This is a genomic window from Methanopyrus sp. KOL6, from assembly GCF_002201915.1.
Lineage (GTDB): Archaea > JAADCQ01 > Methanopyri > Methanopyrales > Methanopyraceae > Methanopyrus.
Window position 1 is genome coordinate 462,154 of sequence record NZ_CP019470.1, and the last position, 20,919, is coordinate 483,072.

22 protein-coding genes and 1 tRNA gene are annotated in these 20,919 nt (G+C 58.9%); 13 read left to right on the forward strand and 10 right to left on the reverse strand.

Going from position 1 to position 20,919, the window contains the following annotated elements:
- Positions 1 to 27: 27 nt before the first annotated feature.
- Complete coding sequence (gene mmp11 / locus BW919_RS02565; protein ID WP_148688553.1) at positions 28 to 972, forward strand: methanogenesis marker protein 11; 945 nt, start codon at positions 28 to 30, stop codon at positions 970 to 972.
- Here the strand turns inward: mmp11 and BW919_RS02570 are convergent.
- Entirely contained in the window at positions 932 to 1,195 is a 264-nt protein-coding gene (locus tag BW919_RS02570; RefSeq protein WP_088335506.1) for a DUF504 domain-containing protein, read from the reverse strand. The two genes, mmp11 and BW919_RS02570, sit on opposite strands and share 41 nt — an antisense overlap.
- A gap of 26 nt (positions 1,196 to 1,221) precedes the next feature.
- On the opposite strand from BW919_RS02570, the gene BW919_RS02575 reads away from it, so the two are divergent.
- The 3 genes from BW919_RS02575 to BW919_RS02585 are packed head-to-tail and all read left to right on the forward strand — an operon-like array spanning position 1,222 to position 3,953.
- A complete protein-coding gene (locus tag BW919_RS02575) occupies positions 1,222 to 1,950 on the forward strand; it encodes a hypothetical protein (RefSeq protein WP_088335507.1) in 729 nt (242 codons plus the stop codon).
- A gap of 13 nt (positions 1,951 to 1,963) precedes the next feature.
- Positions 1,964 to 2,542, forward strand: coding sequence for a hypothetical protein (locus BW919_RS02580; RefSeq protein ID WP_088335508.1), 579 nt, complete (start codon positions 1,964 to 1,966; stop codon positions 2,540 to 2,542).
- A 7-nt stretch (positions 2,543 to 2,549) separates the two neighbouring features.
- The gene (locus BW919_RS02585; RefSeq protein WP_088335509.1) at positions 2,550 to 3,953 is read left to right on the forward strand and encodes a P-loop domain-containing protein; all 1,404 of its coding nucleotides are present in this window, start codon (positions 2,550 to 2,552) and stop codon (positions 3,951 to 3,953) included.
- 5 nt (positions 3,954 to 3,958) lie between these two features.
- Here the strand turns inward: BW919_RS02585 and BW919_RS02590 are convergent, their stop codons facing one another.
- The 6 genes from BW919_RS02590 to endA form a co-directional block, all read right to left on the reverse strand.
- Positions 3,959 to 4,939 carry a hypothetical protein gene (locus BW919_RS02590; protein ID WP_088335510.1) on the reverse strand — a complete coding sequence of 327 codons (981 nt, stop codon included), beginning with the start codon at positions 4,937 to 4,939 and terminating at the stop codon, positions 3,959 to 3,961.
- Positions 4,917 to 5,447, reverse strand: a complete 531-nt coding sequence (locus tag BW919_RS02595; protein WP_088335511.1) for a hypothetical protein — start codon at positions 5,445 to 5,447, stop codon at positions 4,917 to 4,919. Before BW919_RS02595 ends, BW919_RS02590 begins: the two co-directional genes overlap by 23 nt.
- Positions 5,448 to 5,690: 243 nt before the next feature.
- On the reverse strand, positions 5,691 to 6,764 hold the full coding sequence (locus BW919_RS02600; RefSeq protein WP_088335512.1) for an SAM-dependent methyltransferase: 1,074 nt from the start codon (positions 6,762 to 6,764) through the stop codon (positions 5,691 to 5,693).
- A 1-nt stretch (position 6,765) separates the two neighbouring features.
- The gene (locus BW919_RS02605) at positions 6,766 to 7,890 is read right to left on the reverse strand and encodes a tryptophan--tRNA ligase (RefSeq protein ID WP_088335513.1); all 1,125 of its coding nucleotides are present in this window, start codon (positions 7,888 to 7,890) and stop codon (positions 6,766 to 6,768) included.
- A 28-nt stretch (positions 7,891 to 7,918) separates the two neighbouring features.
- Complete coding sequence (locus BW919_RS02610) at positions 7,919 to 8,164, reverse strand: sigma factor-like helix-turn-helix DNA-binding protein (RefSeq protein ID WP_088335514.1); 246 nt, start codon at positions 8,162 to 8,164, stop codon at positions 7,919 to 7,921.
- Positions 8,165 to 8,177: 13 nt separating this feature from the next.
- Positions 8,178 to 8,687: a tRNA-intron lyase gene (gene endA, locus BW919_RS02615; RefSeq protein ID WP_157665921.1), complete on the reverse strand. Its 510-nt coding sequence runs from the start codon at positions 8,685 to 8,687 to the stop codon at positions 8,178 to 8,180.
- Positions 8,688 to 8,783: 96 nt separating this feature from the next.
- On the opposite strand from endA, the gene BW919_RS02620 reads away from it, so the two are divergent.
- Positions 8,784 to 9,794: an archaeosine biosynthesis radical SAM protein RaSEA gene (locus BW919_RS02620; RefSeq protein ID WP_088335516.1), complete on the forward strand. Its 1,011-nt coding sequence runs from the start codon at positions 8,784 to 8,786 to the stop codon at positions 9,792 to 9,794.
- 7 nt (positions 9,795 to 9,801) lie between these two features.
- Here the strand turns inward: BW919_RS02620 and BW919_RS02625 are convergent, their stop codons facing one another.
- Positions 9,802 to 10,974, reverse strand: a complete 1,173-nt coding sequence (locus BW919_RS02625) for a hypothetical protein (protein ID WP_088335517.1) — start codon at positions 10,972 to 10,974, stop codon at positions 9,802 to 9,804.
- Positions 10,975 to 11,153: 179 nt separating this feature from the next.
- On the opposite strand from BW919_RS02625, the gene glnA reads away from it, so the two are divergent.
- Both glnA and BW919_RS02635 read left to right on the forward strand, forming a co-directional pair.
- Positions 11,154 to 12,464, forward strand: a complete 1,311-nt coding sequence (gene glnA / locus BW919_RS02630; protein ID WP_088336472.1) for a type I glutamate--ammonia ligase — start codon at positions 11,154 to 11,156, stop codon at positions 12,462 to 12,464.
- A gap of 54 nt (positions 12,465 to 12,518) precedes the next feature.
- A complete protein-coding gene (locus tag BW919_RS02635; RefSeq protein ID WP_088335518.1) occupies positions 12,519 to 13,502 on the forward strand; it encodes a DUF128 domain-containing protein in 984 nt (327 codons plus the stop codon).
- Here BW919_RS02635 and BW919_RS02640 read toward each other — a convergent pair.
- Positions 13,499 to 14,065, reverse strand: a complete 567-nt coding sequence (locus BW919_RS02640) for a hypothetical protein (protein WP_088335519.1) — start codon at positions 14,063 to 14,065, stop codon at positions 13,499 to 13,501. The two genes, BW919_RS02635 and BW919_RS02640, sit on opposite strands and share 4 nt — an antisense overlap.
- Positions 14,066 to 14,178: 113 nt before the next feature.
- Between BW919_RS02640 and mtnA the strand changes: the two genes are divergently transcribed.
- Both mtnA and cbiD read left to right on the forward strand, forming a co-directional pair.
- Complete coding sequence (mtnA, locus tag BW919_RS02645) at positions 14,179 to 15,156, forward strand: S-methyl-5-thioribose-1-phosphate isomerase (RefSeq protein WP_232452910.1); 978 nt, start codon at positions 14,179 to 14,181, stop codon at positions 15,154 to 15,156.
- Complete coding sequence (gene cbiD / locus BW919_RS02650; RefSeq protein WP_088335520.1) at positions 15,153 to 16,382, forward strand: cobalt-precorrin-5B (C(1))-methyltransferase CbiD; 1,230 nt, start codon at positions 15,153 to 15,155, stop codon at positions 16,380 to 16,382. The genes mtnA and cbiD overlap by 4 nt, the downstream gene beginning before the upstream one ends.
- A gap of 108 nt (positions 16,383 to 16,490) precedes the next feature.
- On the opposite strand, the gene BW919_RS02655 is transcribed toward cbiD, so the two are convergent.
- Positions 16,491 to 17,378: a homoserine kinase gene (locus BW919_RS02655; protein ID WP_157665923.1), complete on the reverse strand. Its 888-nt coding sequence runs from the start codon at positions 17,376 to 17,378 to the stop codon at positions 16,491 to 16,493.
- A 58-nt stretch (positions 17,379 to 17,436) separates the two neighbouring features.
- On the opposite strand from BW919_RS02655, the gene BW919_RS02660 reads away from it, so the two are divergent.
- The 4 genes from BW919_RS02660 (at position 17,437) to BW919_RS02675 (ending at position 20,606) form a co-directional block, all read left to right on the forward strand.
- Positions 17,437 to 17,859: a methanogenesis marker 6 protein gene (locus tag BW919_RS02660; protein ID WP_157665925.1), complete on the forward strand. Its 423-nt coding sequence runs from the start codon at positions 17,437 to 17,439 to the stop codon at positions 17,857 to 17,859.
- A gap of 932 nt (positions 17,860 to 18,791) precedes the next feature.
- Positions 18,792 to 18,868 (forward strand) — tRNA-Val (locus BW919_RS02665).
- 182 nt (positions 18,869 to 19,050) lie between these two features.
- Entirely contained in the window at positions 19,051 to 19,881 is an 831-nt protein-coding gene (locus tag BW919_RS02670; RefSeq protein WP_088335523.1) for a ParA family protein, read from the forward strand.
- Positions 19,881 to 20,606 (forward strand): hypothetical protein, encoded by a 726-nt coding sequence (locus BW919_RS02675; protein WP_088335524.1) that lies wholly within the window; start codon positions 19,881 to 19,883, stop codon positions 20,604 to 20,606. The genes BW919_RS02670 and BW919_RS02675 overlap by 1 nt, the downstream gene beginning before the upstream one ends.
- Positions 20,607 to 20,919 lie beyond the last annotated feature (313 nt).

Consider the following 20,919-nt stretch of genomic DNA (forward strand, 5'->3'; position numbering starts at 1 on the left):
CGATCCCCTCGGTGGGTGATCACATTGGTGTCGCTAAGTCCAGAGGAGGTCCATCGTAAGTGTTCGGAGAAAGGTTGGGTGACCATGTACGAGAGGATCGCCACGCTCACCGACGAGGACAGGGGACGCGTACTCTTGGTCGAGGACCATCCAACACCTGTCGGCGCCGAGTGGGTGATAAGGAACTACGAAGCTACCAGCCCGCTGGTAGAGAAAGCTTGGAGGGAGGGTAAGCGCCACTTTTTCTTGCTGAGGGTCGGGGAGACCTCGCTGAACCTTGAATCGGGTGTACGGGCCGCGGGTGTGGAGAGCGTAGAGGTGCGGGACGGCGAGGTCCGGGTGACTCATGCGGGGCTCGCCGGGGCCGGTGTCGGTGCCGCTCTATCCCGGGGATGCGCCGAGGGTGTTTCTCGGGTCGAGATTCATGAGGAAGGAGGAGGATCCCGACTGGGTCGGGCGACGGTGGTAACGCCGGAGCTACGACGCCTAGTGATCGGGGTCGATGACACGGACACCGAGGAGGAAGGCGCTACTTGGTCGGCGGTTGACGTGATCTGTCACCGCTTGGAGGACGAGGCAGGGGTTTTCTATTCCCGACACGTCATAGTGCAGTTGTACCCTAAGACACCCCACCGAACTCGAAACTGTGCGGCGGTAGTTGTAGAGCTCGGGGTGCCGCCGAAACGCGTAGAGAAGGTCAAGAGGAAGTTCCTGAAGATGCTGAAGGAAGTGTCCTTTTCCGATCACACATGTGCGGCGTTCTGGGACAGGTTAGAGTTCCCGAAGGAACTGAGAGATCTGGGGGACGCCGCCAAGCGTCGGATCGTTAGCCGGGAGGAGGTTGATGAAGTGGTAGAGATATGTGAGATCGAGGTCGTCTCGATCGGGGACGGAGAGCGCGGACGGATAGGAGCCGTGGCGGCTCTGCCCTTCATCGACGACCACGGGCTCGCCGCCCGCGTTCCCAAATGACCCTACCACCGCGCTCCACCCGAATTACCCGATGTACTGGAATCTCCGCGTTCCACAGCACTAAAAAACCACTTTTAACGTCCTGAACCTCATCTCCCCAGATCCGACGGAGCCCACTCGAGGATTCACGATCGATGACGTAGATCACGTACTCCGAGGGGTCATCGTCCGGATCGTGCAACATGCGGCTAAAAATTTCTTCAAGTTCCGTTTTGCGCGACACATCGCCCACTCCCCGGGGGAGCCAGCATGTATCGAACGTTAACGCTGCTCATAATTTCCACGACCCTAATGACCATCGCATCTGCAGAACGCCTAGACCCCGTCGACGAGAGCCGGCCGCACATTCTCAACGTTTACATCGAGGGGCACGATGCCACCTGCTTCGGCCAAGGTATCGACACGAAACAGATCGAGACCTCGGGCCTGAAGCACGTTCCAGAAGTCCAGACGAAAGGCGAGTTCACCGTAACGGTGGAGTTCGACACTGGTCCGCGTCCCCCTGAGCGACTTGCCGTGGAGCTTTACTTCCCGTCGTGGTTGGTGGTGCCGCCTAAGTACGAACTAAAGCCTGAGAAAGGGGTCGAGATCGATCATCCCGAACCTAATAGTACCATTCGTGCCGATCTCCGAGTTAGGGTCGGTGAAGGGCCTAACCCGCTGAGCATAGGCGATGAGTACTACCTCGTGGCCGTGCTTCGGGATCCGACCAAGGAGTCCGACGTCCTCGACTACGTGGTTTTCAAGCTGAGGTTCAAGGAACCGCGCGGTGGGGAAAGTACCCACGAACCGGCGCTCCTGAAGGTTACTCGGTCAGCACTCGGTGATGCCGCGTCGGTGCTCGTGGCAGGGTTCATTTTGGGATCCTTGAGTGTTCTCGTCGCGGAGATCGTGTGCGGATGGATTCATTCCGGACCGGCGGCGCAGTGGGCGACGGTGATAGGAGGGTTGATCGGAGCCCTCCTGGTCTCGATTTAGAGGGGGATCCAATGTGAACGTGAGGATCTACGCGGCGGCGTCCGTATTATGCTTGGCATTGCTCGCGGCTTCGGTCCAGTGGGACGTACTTGCGGATTTACCGGAGGCATGGAGGGGGCTGAACGCGGCTACGGAGCTAGCACACAAAGCCCTCGAGGAGAAGAAGAAAGGTGACGAACTGATGGAGGAGGTATCCGCCACCGTCAACGCGGCTAGGGGTGCCGGACTCTTAGCCCTCTCCGTTAACGCCCCAAGAATACTGGAAGACCTTCGCGAAGCGTACGTCCATTACGCCAGAGCCGTCGATGCGATAGAAGCGGCCGTCGATCATCTCGACAGAGCCCTTGATGTGATCGGAGCGACGGCCGATCCCGAGATAAGGGAGTCACTGAAGCTGATGCACGAGGGCGTGAGTCACTACAGGATGGCTTTAAAGGAGTTCAAGCTGGGCGTCCAGGCGGCCGACGAAGGGGATGTCGGAGAGGCGTTCCACCGCGTTAATTTGGCTTATCGCCTGATGCGCGAGGGCATGGAGCTGTTCAGCCGAGGGAAAGCGGAGCTGGAAAGTAAGACGCTGTTGTTCATGGGATGACTCGTTTATGAGGGGACTCGAAGAGAAAATCCGGACGTTGCAGTTGCCTACGGGTGTGCGATGGTGTCCTAGGCGGATGACCGACAGGTCCAGGGGACGCCGGTGGTACGCTGTTCGCGGATCGGACGCCGTACGCGTAGTACTACCCGTTAGGGTGTCTCGACGTGATTTCAAGAAAGTGCCGAAAGGTGCCGGAGACGCGGCGGCTCACCCAATCATCGAGGAGATTAAACGACGGTCGCGCGAGGAACCGGACCTCTACCCGTTGTCCGGGAAGCTCTTGGACCATAAAAAGGTCCGGAAACTCACCGAGCCCTGTACGGTCGTACGACTCCACGGCTTTCGCACTCCTCCCATTTGGATGCCGGGAAAGTCCAACCGTGTCCTGCGCCGGTCACGCGAAGTCCTGTTAACGGTGCGGATGTTGTTCCCGCCCGATTGGTCGGAGGAACGCGTTCTGGACGGTGTATACGCAGCCTTGGACGCGCTTCGAGAGGTCGTACTGGAGATCCCACGGAAGGAAATCCTTCGAACTTGTGATGTGGTTCTCGATCAGCGAGAGCTTCGGGAGCAGTTGGAGAGAGGTGAGATCGAACACCGAGGGAAGCGGGTAGTATCCTTGATAGGGGATGGGGCACGACCCGCTCGCAGGTTGACGGACGTCCGTCGACACCACCGCATAGCCGGTCCCAAGCCCGAACCTCACATCCCGTTCGAGGTTCCTGAGGACCACGATGCGGACCTAGTTCCGCTGGAAATTGAGCTCCCCCGAACCGGCGAGCGAAAGCGCTTCCTACCGATTTACGAGGGAGAACTGTTCGCCATTGCCGGAGCCAACGCGCAGGGCAAGACTACCCTGATTAACGCCGTGGAAGCGGGTCAAGACGATCATGCGCCCGGGGACGGTCGTGAGTACGTGATTACAGTCCGGCGCACCGCCAAGGCCGAGGCGGGTGTCAAGAGGATGAACGGTGAGGATGTGAGTCTGTTCTTCCGGGAATTACCGCCCGGATACGAGGGGACTCCTGAAAACGTCCGTGGCCTCGCCAGCGGTTCGATGAAAATGGCCGCGGAGATCCAGCGGACCCTGGAGGAAGGAGCCAAAATACTCTTCATCGACGAGGACAAGGCCGCCGTGAACCTACTAGTGCCGGGAGTTCTTACCAAGGAACTTGAAGGTATCCGCACTCTCGTGGAGGTACGTGACGAGATCACATCCCGAGGCGTCACAATCGTCGCGGCTACAGGCGTTCTCGACGACTTCACCGCAGCCGCCGACAGAGCGATCGTAATGGAGGATCATCGGCCTAAGCCGTTGAACTTGAGGGAGTTCCGCGCACGGTTGGCCCGGTATTACTTGGAGCGGGCCCGAAGGTATCGCTCGAACGCCGAAAGCCCTGAAAGTGACTGAAAAAATCACCCGAGCTTGCCGGCTTCACCGCGTACACGCTCCCTCATCGCCTCGGAGTACCTAATGAACTCTTCAAGCTCGCGCCGCCGTGCCTGGTTCACGTTCAGTACTCGCGCTTCCCCTTCCGGTTCGAGCTCTTTCGCAAGTTCTAGGGTCTCGTCTTTCCCTTCTTCGAAGAACGTCTTGAGAATCGGCAATACGGCGGATAGCGACGGTGCCGCGACGGCTACGTCCGCTTCGGGTATACAGTACTCGTTCCCGTTAAAAGCTACCGCCAGTCCGCCCCGTTCCCTCACGAACTTCAACATGTCTACATCCGTTATGCTGTCACCCACGCACGCGATCTCGGAAACGTCGGTATCTTCTAAGTCCGCGACATCTTCCACGACCTCCGCCTTCCGAGATCCGCCTACTACCTTTACTTTAGAGCAGAACTCCCCGAGCTCGGTCTCGGAAAGTCTCCCGAAGAAGTCGTCGACACTCTCGACGAGCTCCTTTTTGTCGGCATCACTCGGCGGGTAGAACTTCCTCAGTATTTCCATTTCCATTTCGAGCACGAGCCGCCGCTCATCTTCTGAGGGTTCCGGAGCGTCATCTAGCGGCATCTCCGTGCAGTACACGTGTTCGAGTGGAATGCCGACGAGACCGGCGATACGCATGGCATGCTGCTCGTAACTCGTGGAAGCTATGAACGGGGTAGCATCGAGTTCTCTCACCGTCCTTCGAGCACCGGGAGTGAGTGTAGCATCTTCCGAAACCCTTCGAAGATCGTCTTCAGTGACGCCGTGAACAACTAGGAACGGGACGATGAGTGCCAGCGTGGTTCCCGGCTCGTATCCCTCCCGCTGCTCCTCGAAGTACACCACATCGTCGTAGAAACTGATGACCTCGAAGATCTCCCGACCGTTGGGAACGCAGCGCGCCATGACCTCGTAAGCGTGGTCCATCGGGGACAGCGGGCCTTCAAGGTCGAACACTACGGGCACGTTGACGCCCCCTCAGGTGCTTCAGAACTCGCTCGGTTCGCTTTTCGATCACGTCCATCCGGACGGCGCGACCCACGCAATCGTCCTCCAAGAAGTACATGTAGAGCATGCCCACTACCCGCTCGTTCTGCGCCACCGGGGCGCCTGCGTCGCCAGGTCCTGGGATTGCCACGTTTGGAATTCTGATACTCAACTCTCGTCGACCTACCTCCAACACCTCGGCTAGTATCCACCTGTTCCCGATGTGAACGGCACACGTTCCTTCTTCCGGTAATCCTAAGTCGGTTACCTCCGAGTGACCCGGCTCCACCCAATATGCCGCGAACCCACCGACTGGGTCATGGAACGCGAGCTCACAGACGGTTCCCCCACCTCGGACGCGCTTCGGCACGTTCTCGGGGTTAGAGCTCGTGATCACTACCCGACATCCGTTCACGTCCAACACCGCCGTGACCTTTCCTTCCCACCCAAGTCCGTGGATCCTGTCACCGGCTTTCAGCAGGCGCATGACCCCCGTGTCACCTGCGACTTCGAGCGGGGTTATCCCCCCACGCTCACGACGCCGATCGAAAACTAGGAAATCGATAACTAGGAAGTCAAAGGTAGATTAGGGAGCTGAGGAGTATAGGACGACTCTCGGGTCGAGCGGAAGTCAGACCTCGCGGGCCCAACTTCCCGAGACTGTCGCTACGTGGCTACCACGCCGTGAGATCATTCGCTGAACCTTCCGAAACGTCGGCCGGAACGCTGATCACACCTTCCGAGCCACTAAAGTCCGCTCGTTGGGTGTATTCCGTTTCAGGCGCTCGATAGCCAGTATCTCGTACCCGCGGCGCTCGTATTCGAGTTCGGTTTCTGAGACAGCCGTCTCCACGTCCGGTGCGGCGTATTTTCCGGTTGACGGGTCGACGGCCAACTTCACCGTCTGCACTATGAACCCGCCGGGCTCGAGGAATTCGTCCGCGACGCTGAGGGTGATTTCGGTGGCTTCAGTGTGGATCCTATTGAGATCGCTCGTGACTAACCTGACACGGCCTTCGATGTCGTCTTCGGTCAGCTCTTCGGCCCTTTTCTTGAGGTGTACGACGTTGTCTAGCTCGAGAACCTTCGGGTGTAAGTCCCCTGGATCTACGGCGTATACCGTCCCTGACTCTACCCTCCTCGCCAGTTCGTAACTCCAACCACCCGGTGCGGCCCCGAGATCGATCACGTCGGAACCTTCCCGTACGATGTACGGATGGCGCTTCAGCAACTCCCTGAGTTTGAGCTGAGCCCTGGAGATAGGTCTCATCCCGGGACTCCACTTGCGTACCCGTTTGACCTCTTTGCTGACGATCAAGTCCGGAGGGGCTACCGAGATCCCGGCGGTATCCTGTAGCACCTCGATCCATACGTAGTAGTCGGGGTCCTCCAAATCCACCGGGGCGCCGGTCGCCTCCTGTACCGCCGCACCTACCTTCACCTCGACCTCTCTCTGTCCGAACGGTGGTTTGCCCCGCTTTCGGCATCGTACTGCAAACGACGTGTTTTCGCCCAGCTTACGTCGCGCCAGGATCGTGGCCGTGCGTTTCATCACGTCCAGGTCGGCGCGCACGGTTCGGTGGATGGGGACGATCTTAGCCACCCAATCCGTGTCCGCATCTTTCACTATCTCGACGATCTCTTCCGGTTCTAGATCCGATCGTACCACTACGACGCCTTTGAAGTACGTGGGCTCCGCCTCCGTGTACGGGTCCTCTTCTTTCAGTATACCCTCGAGCTCTTCGACACAGCGGAACTCGAACCCGGCGGGGCATGTCACTAGAGCTTGGAACGGTGGAATCATCCTACCAGTCCTCCGGCACTTCGGGCGCGTCCGGGTGCTGTGATAGTATGTCCGGAAGCTCGTCTCGAACGTCCTCGCGACGACGTTCTAGTTCTTCCAGTACCTCCGCTAGTGCTTCTCCTACCATCCGTTTGCACTCACCGCAGATGATGTCCCCTTCTCGGCACTTCTTCCGGATCTCCCGTAGCTTTTCATCCCCTCCGATGCGGTCTGCTAGATGGTACACCATGAGTTCGTACACCACGCACTTGTCAGGGTCGCCACCGTGCTCGCGGTGTTCCTCGAGCGTCGCCCCTCCACCTGTCTTCGCGTTCCACACCTTCTCTTTCGCCGCCTCGGGATCGTCGGTGAGGAATATCGCGGTGTTGGGTTTACTGCTTGACATCTTACCACCAGTCAGCCCGGTCATGAACCTGTGGTACGTGCTGGCCGGCTTGATCAAGTCCTCCTTCTCCGCTATATCCCGAGTCAGCCGGAGGTGGGGGTCCTGGTCGACACCCACGGGTACGAGGACCCGGTGTGGTCTTTCGATCTCCTGTGGGTGTAGTATGTCGGCGGCTTGAACGATCGGTGCGAAAGCGTGCCCCATGCTGGTCTCGCCGGTGAACCCGTACGTGTTCTTCACGGCGTTCCACGTGAGTCGGCCAGCTAGCAACAGTGCCATCCGCTGGACTGTCTTTCTCTCGGATTGGAGGTAGATCTCACATCGATCCGGGTCCAGGTCGAGACCCAACGCGGCGTAGTTGAGGACGTACTCTTCGATGGCGATCCTGTGTGCCCGATCCAGGTCCATGTTCCGGGCGTTGTATGCCTCCAAGTCGGCGATTGGGATGTACACTTTGACGTCCATCTCCTGTTGATAGAACACCAGTTGATCGACGACCGTCTTGTGGCCGAGGTGCATTCGGCCGCTAGGCATCATTCCGCTGAGGACGCTGACGAGTTTGCCGTCATTGTAATCCTTGAGGAAGGCGTCGTAGTCGCGGTGCCCGAAGATTATACCGCGGTCCAGCAGCGGGAATCGCCGTGGTAGTAACTCTCGGACTTCCTCGTCGATCGGTCGAATGCCGAACTCCTCGGTAAGACGTTCGTAGTCGACTTCTTCTACGTCCCAGGGATCGATCAAAGTCTCTGGTATGGGAGTTCACACCCGCTCATTCGCTCTCCACGAACTTTTCCTTCACGTAATCGATGAGGCCTTCTTCCTCGGCCTTCTTTAGGTGGTACTTCACGGACTTAAGTGAGATGCCCTCTTCCTCGGCTATTTCTTCCTCACTCTGTCCCAAGACGTACTTTCTGAGGATTATTCTCGCCCGCCGGGCGCTGGTGGTCACTCCCTCCTCGACGAGATCTCGTGGGTGACACGGCCAGGCTCCGTAGTACGGCTTCTGATCGGCCATGGGAGTGTCCCCCTTACAGTCTCTTCCACCGCCACATCACATACTCAATGCGTGGTTCTTCGACGTCCTCAACGACGGCTAGGACGAAATCCTTCCGGACGGAGTGTGCCAAACGTGTGGCCCGCAATACGTCACGGGTAGACAGTTCCGTGTCCGGCTCGACCACCCTTACCACGTATTTAGAGTGTTCCCGGTCGGGGTCCTCCTCGTACACCCGGAACCTTCCTCCGTACTTAAACCCGGACTTCACCACGTATCCCCGCTCGGTGAGATCCCGATAAACGACGTATCCTGCCAAAAACCCAGGTCTCCTACGTTCGAAGAAGGAAAGTAGTTCTTCCACATTCATGGGTTCGCCTTCCGGCGTCTCCGGGTTGATCTCACCTTTCTCCGCCAGGTACACGGTTTCGAAAGGGTCAAGGAAGAGCACGTTACCGTGCTCTGTTCCGAAGTACCGACGCTTCAAGTCCTCGTAATCCTTGGAGACTAAGCTACCACCTTCGAAGACCTTAGCACGTGGCAATTTCTCACCCCCAGTTCCCGGCGCACAACATTCAACTAGGATGGATCGTTCAGACTACATGGGCGTGATGAAAGGCCTGCGTCGCGGATCCTGCGGATGAAGATTGAGCCCGGCACTGACTCGGCCTGGGTGTTCACCGTGCGGTTCCGAGGACGGCCCGACCGGTACGTGGCGGCGTGGAAGCAACCCGACCGAGTCACGGGAGCGGATCGTAGTGTAGTGATAGTGCTGTCCACCCGGGGCTGCCGATGGTTCCACGAGACCGGGGGATGTGTGTTCTGCTCCTACCCGCTCGAGGGCGCGGGTACGAGGGTGCCGCCGGAGCTCCTAATACGCCAGTTCGAGCGAGCTTATTCCCGACATCGACTGGACTCACCACACGGAGTCAAACTGTTCACGTCGGGTAGCTTCTTAGACCCTGAAGAAGTGCCAGACGAAGCCGTTCGGGAGATACTAGGTCGGCTGGCCGAAAACGATCTGGTGACGGAGGTATCCTTCGAATCTCGCCCCGAGTTAATCACGGACGAGCGGTTGGAGTTGATCACGGACGTTTTGGACGGGAAGTCCTTCGAGGTAGGCATCGGGTTGGAAACCAGTGATGACGAGCTGCGCGCGTCTATGAACAAGGGCTTTTCCTTCCGTGAATTCGCCAAGGCCGTGAAGAAGGTGAGGGAGTACGGAGGAATCCCTAAGGCGTACGTAATGCTGAAGCTCCCATTCCTCTCCGAATCAGAGGCACTCAGGGACGCGTACATGTCATGCGTTGACGCCCACTTGGCCGGCTGCACTAGGATTTCGATATGCCCTGTCACAGTCCATAGGGAGACCGTGCTGGAGAAAGCTTGGCGCGCCGGGCTTTACAGACCGCCCTGGTTGTGGACCTGCGTGGAGGTAGCTAGGAAGGTGAAAGGGGACTTAGGTGATAGGGTCGATCTGCTGGTAGATACGAGCGGTGCCGGAACTCCACGAGGTCCGTCCAACTGTCCGAGATGTTCCCGGCGTGTCGCCCGGGCCCTTCGGGAATTCACCCGTACGCAGGATACCGGCAAGCTCGAGGGTCTCAAGTGCTCATGTTTCGCGGTTTGGCGCACGCATATCGTCTGCTAGGCACGTTTCAGCCGATGCTGAGTAGTGTCGCCAGCAACAATCCCCATACGAACACCAGCGCCGCCCGCGCGAGTATTCCGATGACTGGGCTCAAGTCACCCTCCGCCGACGCTCCCGATACTTTTTCCAGTATCCCCATCCCCGAAAGTGCCCCGGAGACGGCTTCGAACGCCCCCTGGAGCAACTCCAAGGTGATCTCTGCGATTCCGATCGCCGCTTGTCCCAGCGAGCTCAACAACTCCGGATTGACGATGGACAGTGCCAGTCCTCCGAACGTCCCGAGCACTAGTCCCGTCAGCAGCAGGCCCGATAGGTCGAACTGTCCGCCTCCTACCGGACCCCACTGTGAGGTACCACTCGCGGACTCCGTGATGGACCTTATGACGTCACGTACGAGCTCCATCCTCTTGACCTCTCCGTACCTGAAGAGCCATACGTCCGGACAGCCAGCCTCCTTCAGCAGCGTTAGCTGATGCGCTAGACGACTTTCGTTTAGCTCGTGGAGCGCTATTGCCACCTTGCCTGGGTAGAGCCGCTCGTACAGCTTGTACACTCTGACGGGCCACTCGTCGTCCCTCCCGTACTCCTCGGTGTAGGCCTCGACGATGAACTTGTCCACGTAAGTCGCGATCGCGTCTCGGTCGATGGAGTACGGCTCCGGCTTCTCAGGCAGTATGCAGAAGTACACCACCTTACCGTGGGAGTGCACGAGTTCCGAGATCTCACGTACGAGGTCGGTGATAGCCTGCATAGCTTTCGCGCGCTTGACGGGGTCACTCGTCGGGTACCGGAAGGAATCGTCCAATATTACCCCATCACAGTACGGTAACGCCGACCGTACTGCGTCGAGGATTTCCCTACGCGCTTCTGGGTCCCACGGCTTGTCCCAGCCGTCCTTACGTTCGAACCCCACGATCCAGGCGTATACCTTGACGTTCGGGTCCCTCGCCTTGATGTGGGAGTATACGGCCGAGAGCGTGTCGACGCGCGTCGGGGTGCTGACCCCGCGGATTAAGACGGCCACCTCTGTGTAGCCCGTGCTGAGGATATCGTCCGTGAACTTTTGGACGCCTTCGGACCTTATCGTGCTTCCCCAAGCGAACACCCCGACATCGGTAGCGCAGGCGGGTGTGGCGAGTAGAATGGTAGAGATCGAAGTCATCAAAACTCTAGTGAGCATGTCCACCCCCCTCGAATGCCTCGGAGGTTGCAAAACGTCTATAAAGTCCCTGGGCGGGCACACCACCAGCTCTGGATTGCCGGAAAACCCGTTCCGGGGTGTCGACTTTGGCCGACGAGGTATACACGGTCGACTTCAAGAAGCGTCAGGAGGAGAACGAGGAGAAAGTCGAGAAGGTGATGGAACAAGTCGAGAGTAAGGACGTCAAGTTCGTCAGACTCCAGTTCGTCGACATCCACGGGTTCGTTAAGAACTTCGCGATCCCCGCGGAGCGCCTCGAGGATGCGCTGGTCGAGGGTGTCCTCTTCGACGGTTCGTCCATCGAGGGCTTCGTCGGCATCGAGGAGTCGGACATGATCGCGATGCCCGACCCGGACACCTTCGCCGTACTGCCGTGGAGACCGAAGGAGGGTAAAGTTGCGAGGATAATCTGCGATGTTTACTGGCCGGAAGGCAAGCCGTTCGAGGGCTGCCCGAGACTCAACCTGAAGCGCGTGATGAACGAGCTCGCCGAGAAGGGCTACATGATGTACTGCGGTCCCGAGTGTGAGTTCTACCTGCTCAAACAGGACCCGGAGACGGGAGAGGTGGAGGCACACGACGAGGGTAGCTACTTCGACTTCTACCCACTGGACCGCGCCGAGGACATCCGGCGTGAGATCATCTTCGCGATGGAGGAGTTCGGTCTTGAGGTCGAGATGAGCCACCACGAGGTCGGTCCCGGTCAGCACGAGATCGACTTCAAGTTCGCGGACGCAGTGACCACGGCCGACAACGTCATCTCGTTCAAGCAGATCGTGAAGGCCATCGCCAGGAGACACGGACTGATCGCGACTTTCATGCCGAAGCCGATCTACGGCGAGAACGGTAACGGAATGCACACGCACCAGTCACTGTGGGATCCCGAGGGTAAGGAGAACCTGTTCTACGACCCGGACGCTGAGGACCAGTACTACCTGTCAGACACCGCCTTGTACTACATCGGTGGTATCATGGAGCACGCCCATGCGCTGTGTGCCGTCTGCAACCCGCTCGTAAACTCGTACAAGCGACTAGTGCCGGGCTACGAGGCTCCGGTGTACATCGCGTGGAGCCCGAAGAACAGGAGCGCGTTCATCCGTGTACCGGCCGCGCGTGGTAAGGCCACGCGAATCGAGTACCGCTCGCCAGACCCGGCGTGCAACCCGTACCTAGCCTTCGCCGCGATGGCCGTCGCGGGTGTCGACGGCATCGAGAACAAGATCGACCCGGGCGACCCGGTGAACGAGAACCTTTACGAAATGAGCGAGGAGGAGCGGAAGGAATTAGGCATCGAGCACCTACCAGAGAACCTCCGCGACGCCTTGGAGGCGTTCGAGGAGGATGAGGTCGTGCAGAGCGCGTTCACGGACCACATCGTGGAGCAGTGGCTGGAGCTGAAGTGGGAGGAGTGGGGCGAGTACCGGGAGCGCGTCACCAAGTGGGAGATCAAGAAGTTTATTGTCTACTAAGCCCGGAACCTTCTTCCCCACCACCCATAGTATTGTTACAGGGGTTGAAACGAAATGAACCAGCTGGACGTGATGATCCTCAAGATACTCGCCGAGGCAAATCGACCCATGGGCTCCGGTCGCATCGCCGAGCTCATCGAGGAACGGTTCGGTGAGAAGTACAGCACGCGCTCCATCCGGTACCGCCTCCAGAAGATGGAGGATAAGGGACTAATTCGGAGGGTACGGAGGAACGACAGGGTAGTCGGTGCCGAGATCACCGAATGGGGCCTCACGGCGCTGAAGATCGAGACATCTTCCGAACGCGTGGGCATGTACCTCTCAGTGATCGAAGAGATGGCTTACCGTTGCTCCTTCGATCCCGATGTCATGAAAGGGAGAGTAGTTTGCAACGTCTCCGTAGTGAAGAGGGAACACCTCGACGACTTCCTCGACGCAGTCGTTGAGACGTACCGTGCCGGCATCTCGCCCAGCCCGCTGGTGGCGGTTAAAGAGGATCTGTCGGATCACGACGTCGAGGTAGGAGAGGACGAAGTCGCAGTACTCACGGTGTGTTCCGTCACCATTGACGGTGTTCTGATCAACCGGGGTATCCCGGTAACACCCGTCTGCGGAGGCCTGCTTTACCTAGAGGAGGGCGAACCTCTGGGTATGCAGGAGTACATAGAATACGAGGGGTCTACAGTGGATCCTCTCCACGTGTTCGTCGCTAAAGGGATGACTCAGGTCGAACGCGTCCTAGAAACCGGTACCGGGTTGGTCCCCGCTAACGTCAGGTACGTACCGTGGGCGGCGCTGGAGGACGTCGAACGTGTCGAACGCGAGCTCGAGAAAGCCGACATCCGTGGGATCGTAGACGTCCCCAAAGTCGAAGGGGAAATCTTGGGAATCCCACTCCCACCCAGAAGCTTGGGTATCGTGGCGTACGGTGGGCTGGTCCCGGTAGCCCTCCTCGAAGAACGCGGTATCTCGACTCGAACGTATCCCACGCGCACTTTAGTGGAGTATTCCTCGCTAGAAGATGCCCGCCGTTACTAACGCCGGAACCTCGAGAGTAGTCGTCTGATGGGACCCAAGATACCCTCAGAGGAGGTCATCCTCCGGATTTTCAACTCTTCCCTTCCCGCCCTTTCGGGCAACTTCTTCGGAGGTCCCAGTTCCTTCAACCTTTCGATGAGGTCTTCCGGCAGTACCGTGGATAAGGCAAGGCTAGCTCCAGCTAGGACTACACTCTGCTCGTAGTGGTACCTGCTTCCGGCGAAGAACCCGGTAACGTTCGAGAGTATCTCGTTCGGATCTTCCCAGTCCAGATCTACCGTGGATCCTGGTTTGATGGCCTCCTCCTTACTGTTCATCTCAATGAACACTTTAGCATCTTCAGAAACGCCCGGGTATCCGGCAAAGACAAAGAGCACGGGTTCCCCGGCGTGCGTCAGTACCTTCCCCCTCTTCCCGTTCACCCTGATTTTGACGGTGTGGTACGGCTTGGGTGGATCTTTCAACAGCTTGGTCACGAGGTTATAGCCGGTCTCGAACAGCTCTTCCCGCGTGACCGTGTACCGGTTGAAAGACAGGAAGTTTGAGGTGACCAGTATGAACAACGGTAACACCCCGATCACGCCGTGACTCCCGGCGCCCTCCCCTCATAACCCGATCGTCATCTCAGTCATCTTATCAGACATTCCACCCCGGTCATCGGGTGGGGGTGAAGCCCGTGTCCGCGTTTAAAACGTTGACGTTGCGTGTGTACTGGGACGAAGCACGGTTCGAGGTCCTGGACCAAACGGAGCTACCGGACCGAGAGGTTTGGCGTGAATGCACTTCCTACAAGGATGCCGCGGAAGCCATCGAGAGCATGCGCGTCCGAGGAGCACCTCTCATAGGAGCCGTCGCCGCCTTGGGCGCGTGGGTGGCGTACGAGCGGGACGAGGACTACGGAGAGGCCATCGAACGACTCCGTAACACACGGCCGACAGCACGCAACCTCTTCTGGGCGCTCGAGAGGATGGAGGACGCTCAAAACCCACGAAAGGAAGTCGAGCGGATCCTACGAGAGGATGTGGAAGTGAACCGAAAGCTCGGCGACCATGGGGCCGAACTACTGCCAGACGAGTGCACGATTCTCACCCACTGCAACGCCGGGGCACTAGCCTGCGTGGACTGGGGGACAGCACTCGGTGTCGTCCGGTCCGCGGTATTCGACATGAACAAGGAGGTCGAAGTCATCGCGACCGAGACGCGTCCCGTGCAGCAGGGGGCGCGCCTAACCTGTTGGGAACTCTCAAAGGACGGCATACCGGTGAAGCTGATAGCCGACACGGCCGTAGGATACGTAATGTCAAAGGGTAAGGTCGACGCGATCATCGTAGGTGCAGATCGCATCGCCCTGGACGGATCCGTCGCCAACAAGATCGGCACCTACCAGATCGCCGTGTTGGCGGACCGCCACGACGTGCCGTTCTACGTGGCGGCCCCTACGAGCACCATCGACCCAAACACCGAGACCGGCGAAGACATCCCGATCGAACACAGGTCCGAGGAGGAGGTGAAAAACGTCCGTGGCGTCCGGGTGGCCCCAGAGGACGTGACGGCCCTCAACCCGGCGTTCGACGTCACACCGCCGGAACTCATCGACGCCATCATCACCGAGAAGGGTGTCGTCGAGCCCCAGGAGGTGGCCGACCTGGTATGAGTAGCATCCTCGACCCGATACGCAGGATCCCCGTGGATCTCGAGCTAGTGAGAAGGGAACTCAACGTCGATCTACCCACAGCCCGGTACTTGGTACGGACCGGTCTGATCACGACCGACGGAGCCCGGGTGCTCCGACGCGGGCCCACCACCGGAACTTGCGCCACCGCGGCCGCCAAGGCCGCGGCTATCCGACTCCTGGAGGGCAGAACGGTACGGATCGTCCGCGTTCGCCTGCCTATAGGGACGGTAGTGGGCGTTCGGGTTTCGCGCGTCGATGGGTACCCACCCGAAGCCAGAGTGAAGAAACCCGGGAACGACGACCGCGTGGACGTCACCGCGGGTGTTACCATCGCCGCCAGGGTCGAGGAGACCGGCTCCCAGGGTATAGAGATACGCGCGGGTAGGGGGGTTGGTGAGACACCATCCGGAGAACCAGCGATATCCGAGGCTGCGCGGGAACAGATAATCGACAACCTGCGCTACCTCGCTGACTCTTACGGGATCGGTCTAAGGGTCACGATTGAGGTGCCGGACGGCGAGGAGATCGCCCGCAAGACCCTGGCACACCGTCACGGGGTAGAAGGAGGAATCTCGATCCTGGGAACGAAGGGTTTGGTGGACCCGAACTCAGAGGAGGCCATCGAGGGGTCGATCCGGAGCGACCTCCGGTACGTCGGGCGCTTTCCCTGTCTGGTCACCGGGTACAGGACCATGGACAGGGCGCGACGACTCGGGATACCCTCTCGCGACATCATCAACTGCCATGGAAGGTACGACCTGGCGCTCGAGGCCGTGAAAACAGGTGTTCCGGCGGACGGGGAGGTTAAACGATTCGGCGCCGTGCTGATCTTCGGAATGCCAGGCAAGCTGCTCAAGCTCGCGGCGGGCGTGTACAACACGCACTCTAAGGTAGCCGACGCACGCCGCGAGTCCCTGGTGACCCGACTAGTCGAGATCGGCCGGCCCGACATCGCGGTCAAGGCGATGCGTCACGAGGGGCTGATATCCGAGTTCCTCAGAGGCCTCGACCCAGACGTCCGTCGGAAGCTGTTCGAACGCGTCTGCGAGCTTGTCGAGGAGCGGGTGAGCTCCGATCACGACATCGAGTGCGGGTGCGCGCTGTACTTCCGCTCGGGCGACTCCGAAGAAGTCGTTGAGGGGGAGGGCTGGAAGCGGCTGGTTCGCGGGCACGATGATGATCTGATCGGCCGTCCGAAGGGGTGAGGATACAGGCCGCCGCTGAATCCCGATCTTAACGGAGTGGAAGCATCCCGGATGATGACCTAATCGGCCGCCCGATCGGTGAGGACGTTCCAGGCCGCTGACGGGGGGTCAAGCTACCTCGACACCTTCCGAGACCCCGTGTATCGCCGACACGCACTTTCCGCTCAACGCGTCTTCGAGCGCCGTCTTGACGTCTTCGGCATCCTCGCGCCAGCACACGGCGAAGACCGTGGGTCCCGCGCCGCTGATCGCGAACCCCAACGCCCCTGCCCCGTAGGCGGCTTCCCGGAGCTCACCATATCGGGGCACGAACCGCCTGCGCACGGGCTCGGAGATCCTATCCTGTCCGATCAACCTCGCGAACGTCTCCGCGTCCCCCTCCGCGATCGCCGCCACCATCAGTGCGACCGCCGAGAGGTTGTTCACAACGTCGTCAAGCGAAGGCGGCCTTTCTCTGAGGACCTTCCTGGCCTCCTCCGTGGTCACCCTGACCCCGATCGGCGTCACCGTCACGAACCCGAGGTCCCCAGGTACCTCCAGCCTCCTGTACTCCCGCTCGGACCGCCAGATCACGAAACCGCCCAACAGGCACGGGGCCACGTTGTCGTAGTGGGGCTCCCCGGCTGCCGCGCGCTCCCCTTCCGCCGCGAACCTGAGCAGCTCGGACTCCTCGAGCCCTAGCCCGAACTCCCGGTCGATAGCCACGGCCGCAGCCACCGCCGAGGCCGCGCTACTACCTAATCCCCCCACAGGAACGCCCTTACCGATCTCTAAGGTCACCCCGGGTAGGTCGAACTCCTCAACCATCATCAGGGCCACGCGTCCCGCGGTGTTACGCTCGGGATCGGTCGGGATCGAATCCTCGGTGACTATCCTCACGCCGTCCGCTTCGCGGGCCTTCACGACGTCATGGAACCCGTCGACCGCCAGTCCGAACACGTCGAACCCTGGACCGACGTTGGCGATCGTCGCCGGTGCCCGTACGACCGTCGACAACGGCGTCACCCCGACAAGGATACTTAGCGCCGGCCCTTCCGGGGATCGGGTGGTATCCTTGAACATCAGCCGTTACTTCGCTCTAGCCCCCGGCGCCGGGGTTTCGTCCAAGGAGCTCGTCCAGTGGCTCCTAGAGAACTCACCGCCCGAAGTGACGATCAAGGAGACCTGCTTCGGGGCCATCGCGGACGGTCCCGAAGACGAGCTACGGAAGCTCGCCGAGAGGGCACGTGAGGAGTTCGGATACGCGGTGTTCTCCAAGGTGAGGGGATACCCCGCAGGGGACCCCAGAGTCTGCCGGAGAACCAGAGGGGGCGGTCCCAGACCCGGGTTCCCGCAACTCCAGCGCGAGGTCGAACTCCTCGACATCATCGCGGAGGGATTGCGCTCTCTGGACAGGGGGGAGGAGGTAGAACTAGAGGAGCGGGAACCAGTGTCCGCGAATACGATCCGGAAGCTCGCCGAAGAAGAGCTGGAGTAACCCTCGTGAGGGATATCGGCGTCCTAAGATGAGACGACGGGGATACACATATCGGGTACAACATCGCCACAGCTAACAGCTCACGCCCCACATGGGGGCCTCCCTGTACTATCTTTTTCCACCGTCATCAATTAATGAGTCTAAGAAATGTCACAGAACCTGATAGTCGAATCCCGACTTCCGTATTCTGCCGTCAGGATAATACCACACAAGACGTGAACGTGTGCTGTGGGTCGGAGATGATACCTACCGGCACTCCATATCGTGTCGATAGTGTGCGGAACCTCCTAGGGTTCTGATCAGGAAGACTTCTAGTCGGTCTGAGTTCTCCTAGAGGGTTCCCGGAGCTCGATCGTATTCGAGGCCTCGCGTCGGAGGTCGGGCTTAACTCGCAAAACGAGTACCCGAAACAAGTACCCGTCTCGCCCGATTCGTGTGGAGATACGAGAGTACTGAGAGTGGAGTTGCGCATTAACTGACGGGTCCGGCTAGAGGACTCTCCTAGGTCCAGGGAAACTTGACACCCCCTTGGAATACTTTCGTTCTAGGGTTTGGGTGGAAAGCTCGCCCGCGCTCGAACCGGTGATCACGACCCAACCTGGCCCGCTGAAGCTTCAGCGGCCCGTCTGCTCCTCGATACGATAGGTATACGATAGGTGAGAGTGTTTACGTACTGTTATCCACTAACACTCATACTAATATCGCACTATATGCGTATCATCTTCGTATGATTACTCAACAATAGTAATGTGATCGCCCGACCACGATGGGACGGAATGTGGATCACGGGTGGAAATTCTACCCCACTTCCAACGCGGGATCGTATTGGAAACGAACGCACATGTCCGGTACTGGGGCGAGGGTCCACGAAGGAGCACCGTCTACGGCATAAGACTCAAATACTGGAAGGGGTTGAATGGGGTTGTGGGATAGGGCCCGCAGTTCAGCCCGGCAGAACGCCGGCCTGACGAGCCGGTGGTCCCGGGTTCAAATCCCGGCGGGCCCACCACCGCTAATTGTTACGAAAATCATAACAACATGACCCCGGACCTCGAGAATGAGGTGATTGAATTCTCTCCATACCGTTATGGGAATCGTGACGCTCGCTCCGCCTAACTATTATATGAGTCATATGTTCTTGATTTCCGGAAAGTATTGAGCGGTGGTCCCGCCGGACCTGGGGGACGACTGTTGAGGCTGGGCATCCCGTTCCTTGTCGGCGTTACGGCGTACCAGGGTGGGACCGGCAAGACTACAGTGGCTTTCAACGCAGGTTTGGAGTTCGCGCGTCCTAGGGGCTTCGACGGTGTCCCAGCCTGCCCAGTGGTTATGATCGATCTTGACCCACAGGGTCAAGCCAGGGAGGGTGGGAGAACGCTGGTTTCCTTGTTCGAGGACGGACCGTTCGAGCGACACTCGATCAGGATATCGGTCTCGGACTTCCGAATGTGGAAAGTGGAGTACGATCCCAACGGCTTTGACGACATCGTCCGAAAGGACGTACCGTTCGGCACCGCACTACTGGCCGTACCTAGAAAGGAGCTGGGAAGGATCAACGCTAGTTCGTTACGGAGATTAATAGGGGAGGTACACGAGTTGGTTGGTGATCCACCAATCGCCTTGGTGGACACTCCACCGATGAACGTGAGGGCGGAGTGGGTTCGAAACATTCTGGTAGAGTGCGATCTGGTGGTGCCGGTGGCGGACTTCAGGTCGATCAAGCAGTTAAGTAGGTTCTTCCGTGAGTCGGGCTACGTGACCCGATTCGCCGTACTGAACAAGGTGTTCGAAGGGCGAACGAAGGATGACGAACTCCTGAGGAAGCGTGTGAAGGAAGAGCTGAGCCGATTACCGATAGATACCGAATCCGACTTGATTTGTGTTCCCGATTCCGAGGTGATTCGCGTGGCGACGGATCTCGGAGTACCCGTGCGGATGAGGTTCAACTCCTACGGTTACGCCACACCTTTCCGTAGGATAGCACGTCGAATCACACTGGAATGGAGCCGGAGGGTGATATAATGACTTCCACGGAGGTCAAGTTCGACGGCGAGGCAGTACAGCGCGTGTTCGGCGTTCCGCGAGATGTGATTAAGGGTACGGTAGTAGGAGCTATGGACGTCATGGAGGAGAGGAAATCCGAAGGCCTCGTCGCGATCCGGCGACCGGATGAGATATGGCCAATAGGACGGGCACTGGCGCGGCTGGCCTCGACGGCGAGAACGTCGCTAATCCGGACGGGCGGTATCTCGGAACCGTGGGGAGTACTCGAAAACGTGCTTGGAGACAACGAGCCGAAATCCCCGCTTCTCCGTCGATTGTGGGCTTTGACTATGGGACGGGGAAGTGTTGGTTTCCCTGCACTGACTCCAGAGACTACGGTGATAGCTTGGGGCGTTCGAGACACCGGCGAGGTGAACTTGGAGGTGAGAAGCTTGGTGGAAATCCCGGTTGTTCGAGGTCTGGTGACGCTGGCAGTGATGGACGACATGGGTGAGATGATGCTAGACAGGTTAGGTGATCGGGCGGAGCGGTTGTCCGAGGCACTCCGACGGGCGTTCGACGACCGAGCGATCAAACTTCTAGGTACTTGCGCATGCTCGTGGATGTCGGAGAAGCTCGGGGACGAGTTCGAGGAGTGGTGGAACGAAGGCGGTGGGTGGCGGGCTCTCTATAGAGTCGTACGTGAGAGCGAGCTGGTGGAGTCGACGGTGAAGGAACGCACCGGGATAGAGCCCGGGAAGTAAGCCCGCGATCCGGCCCCCAACGGTTTCGTTTTATGATATCCGGTTTTCGAGTTCTCGGCACACCCAGCCCTCACTCGTCGCGAAAGCTTATCAGAACTGTCGACATTTTACCCGCTCATCGACATTGATTGTAAGGTATTCGTCATTCATGGCTAGAGATAGTGAGTGAGTTATGGTGGCTAGTTTTGAAAGGTGGGTAAATCTGCGCTAGATGGTATATGTGAAATAGTTGAAAGATTGATTTGATTGGGCAGTGTTCATATAAGGAGTAATACAATAACATTTTTCAATCGGGAAAGGATAGGTGTGTCGA